This window comes from Sphingosinicella sp. YJ22 (assembly GCF_011320075.1).
GTDB lineage: Bacteria > Pseudomonadota > Alphaproteobacteria > Sphingomonadales > Sphingomonadaceae > Allosphingosinicella.
Genome location: NZ_JAANPA010000001.1, coordinates 135753 through 150076 on the forward strand (window position 1 = coordinate 135753; position 14324 = coordinate 150076).

Consider the following 14324-nt stretch of genomic DNA (forward strand, 5'->3'; position numbering starts at 1 on the left):
ATGCGGACCTGGGCCTATCTGCTGGGCGGGCTGATCGTCTGGACCGTCCATTTCTTCGCGGTCTACGTCGCCGCGAGCATCTTCCTGACCAGCACGACCGCGCGGGTCGTCACCGCTCTCGTGACCTTCGTCTGCCTCGCCGCCGCCACGACTCTCACCTTGCGTGGCTGGGCGGGCAGGGTCGGCGCCACCGACCCGGAACGACGATGGATCCATACCATCGCTGCATTGTCGGGCGCGACGGCGTTCCTCGCAATCGCCTGGCAGGGACTCCCCGCGCTCCTGATCTGATCGGCCGCCGCTGCCTGCCCCACTCGGCAGGACCCACTTCACTGCTGTTTTCCGTTCGGTGGAGAAAGAGAGCGCGCCGTTGCGAACCCTTCGGGCTGCGGATCGTTAATGATTAACACCCCAAATGAAGGAGAGAACGGATGGCCGATACCGACCATGACGTAAGCGTGCTCAACAGCCTCATCACCACCACGATCGACAGCGCCAACGGCTTCGAGGAAGCCGCCAAGGATGCGCGCAGCGATCAGTTCAAGTCGATGTTCCAGCAATTCGCGACCGAGCGCCGACAGTGCGTGAACCAGCTCCAGCAGGTCGTACGCCAGCTCGGCGGCGATCCCGAGGACGACGGCTCCACGGCCGCGGCGATGCACCGCGCCTGGCTCAACCTCAAGGACGCCGTCGCCGGCGACAGCGACAAGCAGATCGTCGAGGAGGTCGAGAACGGCGAGGACTATATCAAGGGCAAGTACGAGACGGCGCTGCAGGACGACCGCCTGTCGGTGCAGGCCAAGTCGATCATCGAAGAGGCGTTCCGCTCGGTTCGCGAAGGCCACGACCGCGCCAGCCAGCTGAAGCACAGCATGAAGGGCACGACCTGAGTCTTATCGATTGGGGCCACCCGGGAATCACAGCCAATCCCGGGTGGCTTTTTTTTGCCGAGAGGCTCCTGCTCAGTCGAAAAGCATCATTGGACGCTCGCCGGCGCAGCGGCGGCTTGTGGTCGGACGGGCGCCACGCGCCAAACCGTATTGGACAGATCGTCGACGATGATCAGCGCTCCGCGCGGGTCCACGGCGACCCCGACGGGTCGTCCGCGCGCAGCGTCTTCGCCGAGGAAGCCGGTCGCGAACTCGATTGGAGCTCCTGCCGGGCGGCCGTTGCGGAAGGGCACGAACACCACGCGATAACCCACCGGAGTGTTGCGGTTCCAGCTGCCATGCTCGCCGATGAAGACGCCTTCGGCAAAATTCGCACCCATCGCGGGGACCGAGAAGGCAAGACCCAGTGGCGCGTGATGCGAACCAAGGCTGTAGTCGGGGCGGATTGTGGCGGCGACCTTTTGGGGATCCTGCGGTCGGACGCGTGGGTCTTCATTCTGGCCCCAATAGGCGTACGGCCATCCATAGAAGGCGCCTTGGCGAACGGACGTTAGATAATCGGGAACGAGGTTGGGGCCGAGCTCGTCGCGCTCGTTCACGACCGCCCAGAGCTGGCCAATGCCCGGCTGGACGGCGAGTGCGGTCGGATTACGAAGGCCGGTGGCGAAGGGGCGATGGAAACCGGTGGCGGCATCCACCTCCCAGATCATCGCCCGGTTTTCCTCCACCGCCATGCCGCGCTCGCCGACATTGCTGTTCGAGCCGATGCCGACGTAGAGCCGGCGTCCGTCCGGGCTGACGGCGAGCGCCTTGGTCCAATGATGGTTGATCTCGGCCGGCAGGCTCGTGACCGTCACCGGCGGACCGCTCGCTCGGATCTGGCCCGGCTGGTAGTCGAACCGGACCAGCGCATCCTGGTTGGCGACGTAGAGAGCGTTGCCGCTGAGCGCGAGGCCATAGGGTGCGTTGAGGTTTTCTGCGAACACTGCGCGGCCTTCGTACCTCCCGTCACCGTCGGCGTCCCGAAGCAGGGTGAGGCGGTCGCCGCCTTCGGTCGTGCTCGATCCCTGCTCCATCACATATCCTGCAATGAAGTCCTTCGGCCGCAGCGCCGGCGCGTCCTTGCCGCCTTTGCCTTCGGCGATCAGGATGTCTCCATTCGGAAGTATCAGGGCCTGGCGCGGCACCTTGAGGTCGGTGGCGATGGCTGTGATCGTGTAGCCTTGCGGCACGGTCGGACGCTGATCGCCCCAGCCAGCCGGGCTTGCGACCGCCATGCTGGGCAGGAGCCCCCGCTGCTGGGCCGGCAGCTCGGGATTGGGCCCATATTGGCTGGGGTCCGGATCGCCGCCGCAAGCAGCCAACAGGCCGACCGCCGCCACCGCACTTGAAAGTTTGATCCGGTTCATTGCGTCTCTCCCGAGCGCGAGCCGGAGAAAGCGAACCAGATCGCCCCGATCACGAGCGCCGCGACGATGATCGACAGGATCGGTGCTTCGGGCATCACTGCCCAGCCGTCCTTCGCGTGGACCAGCGCGTTGATGAAGCCGACGACCCAAGTCGCCAGGAGCAGCAGGAAGCCCATCACGTTGCGCCGCCCGCGCCTGTCCGCTCGAAGCAGCTCGATGAACGACCAGAGCAGCGCAAGCCCACTGAACAGCAGCGCCCCGACAAGGAGCCAGGAGGCGAAATTGGCCCACTGCACCTCGTAGGTCGAGCCGTAAGCCCAATCGCTCAGCAGCGTCCCCAGAAAGAGCGGAAGCGAGCCGGCAAGCAGCACGGCATGTACCGGGTGGATCGCTTCGGTTCGTCGGGTGCGGGCTTCGGCGGCCACTGCGGTTCCTTTCTGCTCACAGAGGCGCGAAGCCTCGGGATCAATGAGCCGGACGAAGAGAGACCTTAATCAGTTCCCCATTAGCCGCGATGCGCTCGCGGTTGCTCATTCGTCTGAATGCAATATTTGTAATGCCGCGGCGCCGGTGGAGTTCCGGAAGCCGGCCAGCCGTCGTCGATACCTACTCCGAAGGTGGCATTGCGCGCGCTCCGTTCAGCGCCGCGTGTGCCGCGACGATCGCCGTGCGAGGCGCGACCGGAACCGCGACAACCGCCGTATCGCTACTACCGTGATCGTGATCGGGACGACGACTGAGCTATCTGGCCAGTCAAACGTCTGAGCTGTGTGTTTCCGTCCGCTCTGGCCGGAAGTCACCGAAATGTCGCTCGTCGGCTTTCGGCCAGATCCTGCCGGACTGCTAAGCGCCCATACCGGACGCTAGAGGCGCCGCCGGCGGTGCCGAAAACCGGGCGTTCGTTCAGCTGGTTTGGCGATGACCGCTTTCGACCCTTTGCTGACATTCGGGGCTCAACGCTGAAGTCGAACAGAATTTCCATCTAGATCAGCTTTCCCTCGGCGGACGTTGGCGCGCGCATGCCGCCGTCGTTGCGCGCTGGGATTGCCAGATCGCGCGGTCTGAGGTTGGTGCGGGGATACCGACGAAGTTCGCACGCCGGTGCCCGGCGGCTCACGTCACTTTCTTGTAGACTGTGTAGCCAAGGACAAACAGCAGGACGGCAATGATGACGGCGAGCCAGAATAAAATCTGAGCAATATCGATGAAGGCGCCTGCGAGGCCGCCAAAGCCGAGGACCGCCAGCACAAGCGCGAGCACGGCAAATATGATGGCCCATTTGATCACGGTTGTCTCCGAGTGGTGCGAGGACGGCCGCATCTGAGCGCGGCCGGCCTGATGAAGACGGCTGGGGCCGCCGGCGGTTCCGGCGGCCCTCGCTCGGTCAGCGGTTTTGGTCGCCGCCAGTGATCTCGCTCGCCTTGTCCTTTACGCTGCCCCAGGCATTCTGGAGCTTGCCCTAGGCCTGATCTCCTTGCCCCTCGCGCTCCAGCTTCTCGTCGCCGAGGAGATTGCCCGCACCTTCCTTCCAGTCGCCGCCCATCTTCTTCATGCTGCCTTCGGTCCGGACGGAATCGATAGATTGATCGTCGTCGCGAGGGTTCACGTCAGCCTCCTAATTGTTGTGAGATATGGAGGGTAACGGGCGAGCGATCGAAATGGTTCTGCGGCAGCTTTGTTGCTGCCGCAAAGTGGCTCGAGCCAGTCAAACGCGCTCAAACGGCATGAGCGTCAACGGTCGCGCCTTCGTATGCTTACTCTCGCCCGTTGCGAAAGGGAGACGGGCTGATTTCGGCCATTTCGTGCCTTTCCGCTTAGCGCCCATCGCGGCCGCTTCGGACCGCGTTCGCCGCGACGTATACCGGACGGTCGTTCAGCTCGCCTGGTTATGTCCGTGTTTCGACCCAGGACGGACGTCTAGGACCGCACCTAAAGCAACCGGGTGCGGCCTCCGTCAGGCTGCGCGTTGCAGACAGAAGGGACAATCATGTGCGAAATGGCCGGGGTGAAACTCGACCAGCTCGGGCTCGACCACCTTCATCCGCTCATCGTGAGGAATCGGGCTTCGCGGCCAGAAGCTGCAGCCGGTCGGCGGGTTGAGAGGCGAAGGCGGATCGCCCTTCAAGATGACGCGCTTCCGGCTACGCTCGATCCGAGGATCAGGCTGCGGGATCGCGCTCATCAGGGCGCGCGTGTAGATGTGGAGCGGATCATCGACGACGGTTTCCGCGTCCCCCAGCTCGACGATCCGCCCCAGATACATGACCGCGATTCGATCCGCGATGTAGCGGACCACCGACAGATCGTGGGAAATGAAGATCATCGTCAGTCCCATGTCCCGACGCAGCTTCTTGAGGAGGTTGAGGATCTGCGACTGGATCGAGACGTCCAGAGCCGACACCGGTTCATCGGCGATGATCAGCTTCGGTTCCGGCGCAAGGGCGCGCGCGATCGCCACCCTCTGCCGCTGCCCGCCGGAGAATTCATGCGGGTATTTCTTCATCTGGGCGGGGCTGAGGCCGACCAGCCTGAGGAGCTCGACGACCCGTTCGCGCAGCGCCGTCCCGCGGACCCCGGGGTGGCGCGTCCGGATCGCCTCGGCGAGTGCGTCGAATACCGTCATTCTCGGGTTGAGCGACGCGTAGGGATCCTGGAAGATCATCTGGAAATTGATCCGCTCGTGACGAACCTCCCGGTCGGAAAGGGAGCTGAGCTCCTTTCCTTCCAGAAAGATCCGCCCCGAAGTCGGCCGGATGATCTGCATGATGGTGCGGCTGAGCGTGGTCTTCCCACAGCCGGACTCGCCGACGAGGCCGAGGATCTCGCCCTGGCGGATGGAGAGCGAGACGTTGTCGACGGCTTTGATGACCCCGCGGCTCCCGCGCCCGAAGAACCCCGTGCCGAGATCGAAATGCTGGCTGACCGAATCCAGAACGAGAAAATCTTCCCGGGGCCCGCTCTCGCCCGTCTCCTTGCGCTCGCTGATGGCGGCGTCGGTCATTCGAACGCCTCCGTGACGTCGCTGGTCAGCACGTCCTCGATCGGTTTGCTTCGATCGCAATACTGGCAGTCCTGCGCACAATGGCCTTCGGTAAGCACGACCAGCTCGGGTGGCGGGCCGTCAGGCGGGGCGAGCTTGGGATAGGGGCAGCGCGGATAGAAAGCGCAACCCTGGACCGGCTTGCTGAGGTCGGGAGGCATCCCCGGTACGGTATATAGCAGGTCTCCTTTCGTTTGGAGCGACGGGATCGCCTTCTGGAGCGCCTGGGTATAGGCGTGATGCGGGTCGTAGAATATCTGATCGGCGGTGCCGCTCTCCACGTCGCGTCCGGCATACATCACGTTCACCCGCTCGCACGTGCCGGCCACGACGCCCAGATCGTGGGTGACGAGGATGATCGCCGTGCCCAGCCGTTCCTGCCGTTGCTTGAGGAGATCGAGGACCTGCGCCTGGATGGTGACGTCGAGCGCGGTCGTCGGTTCGTCGGCGATCAACAGGTCCGGCTCGGTAAGCAAGGCGGACGCGATCATCACCCGCTGGCGCATGCCGCCGGAGAATTCGTGCGGGTAGGAATGAATGCGCTTCGACGCTTCGGCAATCCCCACCTCCTCGAGCGCGGCGATTGCCTTGTGAAGCGCCGCGCGCTGATCGAGGTCGGTATGCAGCCTCAGCGTCTCGACCATCTGGGTCGAGATGCGCAGGAACGGATTGAGCGAGGTCATCGGGTCTTGAAAGATCATCGAGATCCGTCCGCCGCGAATCTCCCGCATCCGGGAGTTCGTGGCCTGGAGCAGGTCCTCGCCGTCAAACATCACGGACCCCCCGACGATTCGTCCGGGCTCATCGATCAGGCGGAGGATGGAGTAACAGCTGACCGACTTGCCGCTGCCGGATTCACCGACGATGCCGACCGTCTGGCCGCGTTCGACTTCGAAGCTGACGCCGTCGACGGCGCGCACGACCCCGCCCCGCATGAAGAAATAGGTTTTGAGGTCCTGGACGTGGAGGAGCGCCATAGCGGTCAATCCCTCGCGCTCTTGGGGTCGAGCGCGTCACGCAGGCCGTCGCCCAAAAAGTTTAGCGAGAACAGGGTCAGCGCGAAGAAGAAAGCGGGGAAGATCAGCAGCCACGGGAAGATCTCCATGTTCTGCTGGCCCTCGTTGATCAGCACTCCCCAGGACGCGTTGGGCGGCTGAACGCCAAGGCCGAGGAAGCTGAGAAAAGCCTCGAGCAGCATGACCGCCGGCACCGTCAGGGTAGCAACGACGATCACTGGGCCGAGCACGTTGGGGATCAGATGCTTCAGGATGATGCGGCGATGGCTGTAGCCGAGCGAGACGGCCGCTTCGATGAACTCCTGCTTGCGCAGCGCCATCACGCCGGAGCGGACGATGCGCGCCATGCTGAGCCATTCGACGAAGCCGATCGCGACGAACATCAGCCACAGTGACCGGCCGAACGCCACCATCAGCAGGATCACGAAGATGGTGAATGGCAGCGCATAGAGGATGTCGACCAGACGCATCATCACTGCGTCGGTCTTCCCGCCGAGATAGCCGGCGGTGGCACCGTAGAGGACGCCGATCAGCAGGGCGACCAAGGTCGCGATCAGGCCGACCATCAGGGAGATGCGCCCGCCCTCCATCACCCTGACCATCAGGTCGCGGCCGAGCGTGTCGGTGCCGAACCAGTGGGTCGCGGAGGGCCCCTGCGCCCCTATCATGAGATCCTGCTGCTGGCTATCCCAAGGGGAGAGGAAGGGCCCGACGACGCAGAACAGCGCGATGGCGATGAACACGAACAGGCTGATCAGCGCCAGCTTGTTCTTGCCGAGCCGATGCCATGCGTCCCGCCAGAGCGAAGCGCCACGTTCGATCTCCGGCGTGGCCGGTTCGCGCCCGACATCCTCGTCTGCGCCCAGCACGGCCTCTACCGAACCGCTCATGGCCGCGGTCTCCCGGTTCGCATCAGATCACTCATATTTCAGCCGCGGGTTGAGGGCGACGTGAGCGATGTCGGCCAGCAGGTTCATGACGACGATCAAGGCCGCGAACAGCACGGTCAGCCCCAGGATCAGGAAATCGTCGCGGTTCAGCGCCGCCTTCACGAACCACTGGCCGAGACCGGGTATCTGGAAGATCGTCTCCACCACGAACGATCCGGAAATGATCCCGGCAAGGGCTGGTCCCAGGAAGGTGATCGCGGGGATGAGCCCGCCCTTCAAGCAATGCTTCCAGACGATGGTCCACTCAGGGACGCCCTTGGCCCGGGCCGTGCGGACGAAGTCTTGGTTGAGCATCTCCAGCATGCCGCCGCGCGTGAGACGCGCGAAATAGGCGGCGTAATAGAGGCTGAGAGTTGCAGCCGGCAGAATGATATATTCAGGACCATACCAGCCGGAAACCGGCAGGAGGCGAAGGATCAAGCCGAACACCAGTGCGAGCAAGGGGCCCATCACGAAGGTGGGCAGGCAAATACCAGCCATCGAAACCGACATCGGCACATAATCGAGCCAGGTGTTGCGCCTGACCGCCGCTACGATCCCGGTGGGGATGCCGATAAGCAAGGCCGCGAGCAGCGAGATGGACCCCAGCTTCAACGAAACCGGGAAGGATTCGGCGATGATGTCGGTCACCGACCGGTTGGCATAAACCGCCGAGGGGCCGAATTCACCGCTCAGCGTATTGGTCAGTGACGTCCAGAAACGTTCCAGGACCGGTTTGTCATAGCCGTAAAAGGCTTCGATCTGGGCCAGGATGTGGGGCGGGATCGCGCGCTCCGAGCTGAACGGGCTGCCGGGGGTCGCCGCTACCAGGAAGAAGGTGATGGCATAGATGGCCAGCAGCACGAGCAGGCCTTGCAGAAACCGCAGGGCGATGAACTTCGCCATGGCTTATGGAGTCCGGTGCCCGGCGGGTCTGGCCGAGCCTTTCCGATCAGCGCGCATCTCTTGCTCAACCGCTGCTGATCGAGACATATTTGTAGGGACGGTTGTCGAGCAGCGTCGGATTCCAACCCTGGACGCGCGGATCCTTCAGATAGATTCGCGTATACCAGTAGATCGGGATCACCGGCAGCTCCGTCAGCAGCAGCCGTTCGGCCTGCTGCATCAGCTGCATGCGCTGCGGCTCGGTCGACGCAGTGCGGGCCTGCTGGATCAGCGCATCATATTGCGCATTGCTCCATCCCGTATCGTTATTGCCGTTGCCCGTGGTAAAGATCTCGAGGAACGTCATCGGGTAGGCGTAATCTGCGATCCAGCCGGCCCGTGACAGGTCGTAGTTCAGCTGGCTCTGGCTATCGAGATAGACCTTCCATTCCTGGTTGTAGATGCCGACGTCGATGCCGAGATTCTCGCGCCACATCGCCTGGATGGCTTCCGCGATCTTGCGGTGGGCCTCGGACGTGTTGATCAGGATCTCCTTGCGGGGAAAACCTCGACCGCCGGGGAAGCCGGCCTCCGCCAGCAACTGGCGCGCGCGCTGGAGATTGAACTGCACCTGCTGGGAGGCCGGATAGTTCTGCAGGCCGGGGGGAACGATGCCGCTGGCGGGAGCCTGGCCGCCCTGGGTTACCCGCTCCACCAACATCCTTCGGTCGATCGCAAGGTTAAGCGCCTCGCGGACGCGCGGATCGTTGAAGGGCTCACGCGTCACGTTGATCCGGAAGAAGTAAAGGCCGAGGTAGGGATCGATCTTCAGCTGTTCGGCATTCTCGCGCTGAAAGGTTGGAATCCGGTCCGGCGACACGGTGCTGGTGAGATGCAGCCTGCCGGCGAGGAACGCGGTCTCCTCGGTCCGGACATTCTCGATCGGGAAGAAGTGGATCTCGTTCAGCCTGACGCGCGCCGCGTCCCAATAAGTGGGGCTCTTGGCGACCTTGATGACCTGGTTGGTGGTCCACTGGGTGAGGCGGAAGGGCCCGTTGCCGACATAATTCTCCGCCGTCGACCAGCTGTTCTGGCGGTTGGTCATGCCTCCGAACCGCTCGACCACCCGCGGGTTGACCGGAAAGAAGCTGTAATGCTTCAGCATGTTGAGGAAATAAGGCGTCGGTCCCGCAAGCGTGACTTCCAGCGTGCGCGGGTTAAGCGCCCTGACGCCGACCTGGCTGAAGTCGTTGATCTGGCCCTGGTGGAAGGCCTCCGCGTTGCGGATGACGTAGAGCATCGACGCATATTCAGCGCCCAAAGCAGGGCTCAGGATACGCTGCCAGCTGTAGACGAAGTCGCCAGCCGTGACCGGCTCCCCGTTGCTCCAGCGGGCGTTCTCGCGCAGCTGGAACCGCCAGACGGTGAAGTCCGCATTATGCTCCCAGCGCTCGGCGACGCCGGGCTCCGGCTCGAGGTCGTTGCTTGGATGGTAGGAGATCAGGCCTTCCATCAGCGACGAGATGATGCGGTTCTCCGGAACGCCGGTGACGAGATGCGGATCGAGCGCCTTGGGCTCGGCGCCATTTCCCATGAGGAGAATGCCGTTTTTCGCGGCGATATCCACCTCGCGCTCGCGCGTGCCGCAGGCGACCACCGTGAAGCAGATCGCGACAATGGCGACGCTGAGGAACGAGCTTGAGAATTGGGCTGCAAAAGCCTTGATGGCTGTGGCCAAGGTACCGACGCGCACAGGCTGCTCCTTAGGCTCCAAAGCTGGAGCGGTCTCTGAAACCCCTGGTCCGCCCTTTGCTCGGAGGTCCGCAGCAGGCTGGATGCGTAACAATTGATCGACCACGCGGATTGTTCCAGCTCACAAGCCGGGGCGAATGGTCCACCCTCGAGTGGCTTCGGTATGGATCTTCAGCTGTGGGTCTGCGCCGGTGCCGAGCGCGGCGTGCGCCGCTAAGCCCCTATTGCGGCCGTTCTGGGCTGCATTCGCCGCGTCAAAAGCCGGAAATTCTTTCAGCCAGCTTTGCTAAGTCTGATCTCGACCCAATGCGGGCATTGTCGTCAGCGACGAAGCGGAAGCCGGCCGCACGTGACTTCGTGGTCTGAGACACGGTGACGCTCGAAACTCGGCGCAGCACGTCCGTTCGCCGCCCTCCGCCGGTGCGCGATCATGTCGCGCCGAATCAACCCCGGGCTTCGACGGCCACCCCTGTGAGGGGGCAGCCGCCTTCGAAGCCGGTTACCAGATGCGGACGCGCTGCTCTGGCGGGATGTAGAGTGGATCGCTGGGCTGGATGTCGAACGCCCGATACCACGCATCGATGTTGCGCAGCGGTGCGTAGGCCCTGATCATGCCGGGCGAGTGCGGTCCGGTGGCAAGCTGCTGCCGGAGAGCATCGTCCCGGAACAAGGTCCGCCAAACCTGAGCCCAGGCGAGGAAGAAGCGCTGGTCGCCGGTGAATCCGTCGATCACCGGCGCTTCGCGACCGTTGAGGGAATTGCGATAGGCCTCGTAGGCGATGGTGAGGCCACCGAGGTCGCCGATATTCTCGCCCATAGCCACGCGCCCGTTGATGCGCTGGCCCGGAAGCTGCGGGAACTCGACCGCTTCATATTGGGCACCGAGGCGCGCTGCCTGCACCTCGAACGCCGCGGCATTCTCGGGGGTCCACCAGTCGCGAAGCACGCCGCGACCGTCTGACTTGCGGCCCTGATCGTCGAAGCCGTGGATGATCTCGTGGCCGATCACTCCGCCGATGGCGCCATAGTTGATCGCCGAATCCGCCTGCGGATCAAAGAAGGGCGGCTGCAAGATCGCGGCCGGGAAAACGATCTCGTTCCGTGGCGGGTTATAATAGGCGTTCACCGTCTGCGGCGTCATGCCCCACTCACCGCGCTCGACGTCCTGGCCGATTCGCCGACGGTCCCGCCCCCACTCGAACGCCCGAGAGCGCAGAGCATTGCCGAACAGATCGCCCGGCCGAACCTCCAGCGCCGAATAATCGCGCCATTCATCGGGGTGACCGATGCGGACGGTAAAGGTCTCGAGCTTGGCGAGCGCCTCCCGCTTCGTGGCCGGTGTCATCCAGTCGAGGTTCTCGAGCCGGCTTCGCATCGCGGTGCGAAGATTGGCGACCAGCTCTGCCATCTGCCGCTGTGCTTCGGGCGTGTAGTAAAGCTCGACATAGTCGCGGCCGATCGCCTCCCCCATCGCGTCCTCGGCGAATGCGACTGCCCGCTTCCAAAGCTCGCGCTGCTGCGGCTGGCCCTGGAGGAAGCGCGAGCGGAAGTCGAACTGCGCGTCGACGAACTGCCGCGAAAGCAGCGGCGCCGCGTCTTCGACGGTGTGGAAGGCCTGCCATGCGCGCAGCGTCCCGACGTCGGCATTCGCAAAGATCTCGGCGAGCCGGGGGACAGCGGTGTTCTGCGCGACGATCGCACGCTCCGCGTGGTCGACTCCGGCGGCACGGAAGAAGGTCGCCCACGGGAAGCCCGGCGCCTGCGCCTGCAGCTCGGACGGAGTCATCGGATTGTAGGTACGGTCGCGGTCGCGGCTCTCGGCGCGGCTCCAGTGGGCGCGGGCGATCTCCGTCTCCAGCGCGACGATCGCGGCAGCCGCCTGCTCCGGCTGCTCCCAACCGGCGAGGCCTAGCATCTGCGCGACATATTGCTGGTAGCGCGCCTTCTGCGGCGCGAACCTCTCTTCCAGATAATAGTCGCGGTCCGGAAGGCCCAGGCCCGACTGGCGTAGGCCCAGCGCATAATGCTCCGGATCGCGCGAATCGTCATTGACGCCCATGCTGAAGAAGCTGGCGCCGGGGCCGCTCATCGACCGGCCCATCAACGCGGCGATCTGGTCCTTGCTCTGCGCCGCGCGGATCTGCTGCAGGTGGGGCTGAAGCGGCCTGGCGCCGAGCCGCTCGACTCGCGCCTCGTCCATGAAGCTGCCGTAGAGCGTCGCGACCTTCGCGCGGTCGGCATTGCTGTCGTTGACCCTGTAATTCTCCACCAGCTGCCTAACCCGCGCTTCGGACAGGTCGCGAAGCACGTTGAACGAGCCGAAGCTCGAGCGGTCGGCGGGAATCTGCGTGGTGCGCGCCCAATTGCCGTTTGCAAAGGCGAAGAAGTCTGCGCCCGGGCGGACATTGCGATCCATGCCTGACGCGTCGAAACCCCACACTCCCATGCGCTGGCTCGCGATCCGGTCGGTGGAGCCCCCCGGACGGGTGACAGTCGTGCCCGCGTCGCTTCGACGCACGCCGCGCTCGTAGAGCTGAATGCATCGATCGTCGCCTGGCCCGCGGGCGCAAGCCGGCAGGCGGGCGGATGATCCGGATTGCTGCGCGGCGAGAGCAATTGGAGCGGAAGCGGCGAGGAGGGTGGCAGCAACGAACAACTTGCTTCTCAAGCAACTTCTCCGACCGGGGATGGCCCGTCTGGCACAAGAGTGAAGGACGGCGAGGAGGTGAGTAACAGGTTTTCCCAGGATCGAAAATGAATGAGCATCGGACTGAAACTGCAAGGGGAGAAAGCTCGCCTCACGATTCCCGGACAGGTATCTCGCCTTGGAAACAGTCTCGGCGGGGCCCTGCAGCACGATATAAATCGCAGCTGTTCCTCATGAATGAGCGACCGCATTCACGACATCTCCGCTAGGAGCGGACCGTCGGCTTCCGGCCAGATTCGACCATTCGCGCTTAACGCGGGGGCGAGCTGCGCGACGAAACCGGCCTTGACCGATCGAACCACCCCCTGGCGCTGGTGCGCGCTAGGGGGTAGTTCCAATCATCAAACCGGCAGTCGGAATTGGAGGCCGCGGGTGACTTCCGTCGCCTCCGGGTCTAGGCCACCGAGACCACGCGCATGTGCGACGACCTTTGACCAATCAGGGCCGCCATAATCGATCAACTCGATCACCTCCCTCAACGGCCGCATGTCTGCACCGCGGCCGTAGCGGCGCCCGACCTTCCCGTCGGAATGGCCGCAGATCAGGTCAACCATTTCTTCCTTGGCTCGACCGCGAAGGTTGCGGCGGATCGAGTGGCGGAAGGAATGGAATACCTTTTCGTCGTCGGTGATGCCGATGTCCTCGAGATATCGGGCGAAGAGTCTCGATACCCTGGAGGTCCGCTTCCCGAATTTGTTGGGCTTGAAGTCGGGGAACAGCCATTCGGCTCCTTCGGCCTTACGACGTTCGACAAATTCGATGAAGCCGGCGCGAAGCAGAACCGGGTGGACCGGGATGTCCCGATCGGAGTTCGAGGATTTAAGGCTCTTCTCATCCTGGTCCTTGTCTGCACGAACCTGAGCGCGGTCTCGCTCGGTCGCGATGAACCAGATCCCCTGCTCCGACCGAACGTTGAATGGACGAAGGGTACCGACTTCCTCCAGGCGACAGCCGTGAAGGGGGCGAGGAGGTCGATCCAGAACAGCGTCTCCTGGCCTGATACCCGTAGCGTCTTCGATGACGAGGTCGCGGAAGATCGCCTCCATGTCATCCTCGTCAAACGGCAGCCGCTTCTCCTAGCTCTCCTCCACCTCCACGAACTTGGCCTGCTTCGCCGCATTCAGCTGGAGGGGTACCTTCGACATCTTGTCGATGACGTGTTCGGTTATCGATCGTAGCGCAGAGAGGGCCTTGTTTACCGTCGCCGGTGCGAGCGTCGGCAGGCCTTCATTGGCGGCCACCGCAGCCTCATTATCTAGTGGGAGCGCCTTGATCGACTTTTTCGTCCGTCCGGGCAGCTCGAGCAGCTTCTCGCGAAAGTCGCGAACCATCTGCGGGCGGATATGGTCCATGTCGATGTCACCGAACATGGCGACGAACCGCCGGACCGCCAGATCCCACTCTTGTACCAGCTGCGGCTTGCGGGAGCGGCCCTTGGAATAGTCTCGCCAAGCTTCAAAGGCTTGGCTCACCGTGAGACCCACTACGGGCCCCGCGACGTGAACGGGGGCATCGGCGGATGCCGATAGACCGCCCTGAATGACAACGAGCGGTGGTGGCCCGGACCAAGTCGCGACCTCGCGGGTGTTTTCTTTCTGAAGGGCCTCAATGAGCGCTTCGAGCGTCCGGCGCTGTAACTGGCGCGCGATTGCCTCACGGAGGGTCTCGTCGGTCGGCAATCCATGGCGCTGCAACA

14 protein-coding genes are annotated in these 14324 nt (G+C 63.7%); 2 read left to right on the plus strand and 12 right to left on the minus strand.

Annotation, left to right across the window (positions count from 1 at the left end):
- A complete protein-coding gene (locus G7B71_RS00750; RefSeq protein ID WP_166036835.1) occupies positions 1-291 on the plus strand; it encodes a hypothetical protein in 291 nt (96 codons plus the stop codon).
- 140 nt (positions 292-431) lie between these two features.
- Entirely contained in the window at positions 432-890 is a 459-nt protein-coding gene (locus tag G7B71_RS00755) for a PA2169 family four-helix-bundle protein (protein ID WP_166036837.1), read from the plus strand.
- An 86-nt stretch (positions 891-976) separates the two neighbouring features.
- Here G7B71_RS00755 and G7B71_RS00760 read toward each other — a convergent pair whose 3' ends face one another.
- From G7B71_RS00760 to G7B71_RS00815, 12 genes are all read right to left on the minus strand, one after another.
- Positions 977-2299: a sorbosone dehydrogenase family protein gene (locus G7B71_RS00760; RefSeq protein ID WP_166036839.1), complete on the minus strand. Its 1323-nt coding sequence runs from the start codon at positions 2297-2299 to the stop codon at positions 977-979.
- On the minus strand, positions 2296-2724 hold the full coding sequence (locus tag G7B71_RS00765; protein WP_166036841.1) for a DUF2231 domain-containing protein: 429 nt from the start codon (positions 2722-2724) through the stop codon (positions 2296-2298). Before G7B71_RS00765 ends, G7B71_RS00760 begins: the two co-directional genes overlap by 4 nt.
- Before the next feature lie 688 nt (positions 2725-3412).
- A complete protein-coding gene (locus G7B71_RS00770; RefSeq protein ID WP_166036843.1) occupies positions 3413-3586 on the minus strand; it encodes a DUF1328 domain-containing protein in 174 nt (57 codons plus the stop codon).
- 172 nt (positions 3587-3758) lie between these two features.
- The gene (locus G7B71_RS00775) at positions 3759-3905 is read right to left on the minus strand and encodes a CsbD family protein (RefSeq protein ID WP_166036588.1); all 147 of its coding nucleotides are present in this window, start codon (positions 3903-3905) and stop codon (positions 3759-3761) included.
- 348 nt (positions 3906-4253) lie between these two features.
- Entirely contained in the window at positions 4254-5381 is a 1128-nt protein-coding gene (locus G7B71_RS00780) for an oligopeptide/dipeptide ABC transporter ATP-binding protein (RefSeq protein ID WP_207774681.1), read from the minus strand.
- Entirely contained in the window at positions 5297-6259 is a 963-nt protein-coding gene (locus G7B71_RS00785; RefSeq protein WP_207774682.1) for an ABC transporter ATP-binding protein, read from the minus strand. Before G7B71_RS00785 ends, G7B71_RS00780 begins: the two co-directional genes overlap by 85 nt.
- Before the next feature lie 62 nt (positions 6260-6321).
- The gene (locus G7B71_RS00790; protein ID WP_166036847.1) at positions 6322-7245 is read right to left on the minus strand and encodes an ABC transporter permease subunit; all 924 of its coding nucleotides are present in this window, start codon (positions 7243-7245) and stop codon (positions 6322-6324) included.
- Positions 7246-7272: 27 nt separating this feature from the next.
- Positions 7273-8190, minus strand: a complete 918-nt coding sequence (locus tag G7B71_RS00795; RefSeq protein ID WP_166036848.1) for an ABC transporter permease subunit — start codon at positions 8188-8190, stop codon at positions 7273-7275.
- Positions 8191-8254: 64 nt separating this feature from the next.
- Positions 8255-9922: a peptide ABC transporter substrate-binding protein gene (locus G7B71_RS00800; RefSeq protein ID WP_207774683.1), complete on the minus strand. Its 1668-nt coding sequence runs from the start codon at positions 9920-9922 to the stop codon at positions 8255-8257.
- A 498-nt stretch (positions 9923-10420) separates the two neighbouring features.
- On the minus strand, positions 10421-12439 hold the full coding sequence (locus G7B71_RS00805; RefSeq protein WP_243406032.1) for a M13-type metalloendopeptidase: 2019 nt from the start codon (positions 12437-12439) through the stop codon (positions 10421-10423).
- Positions 12440-12969: 530 nt separating this feature from the next.
- Complete coding sequence (locus tag G7B71_RS00810) at positions 12970-13674, minus strand: tyrosine-type recombinase/integrase (RefSeq protein ID WP_166036850.1); 705 nt, start codon at positions 13672-13674, stop codon at positions 12970-12972.
- A gap of 30 nt (positions 13675-13704) precedes the next feature.
- On the minus strand, positions 13705-14307 hold the full coding sequence (locus tag G7B71_RS00815; protein WP_166036853.1) for a hypothetical protein: 603 nt from the start codon (positions 14305-14307) through the stop codon (positions 13705-13707).
- Between the last annotated feature and the right edge of the window lie 17 nt (positions 14308-14324).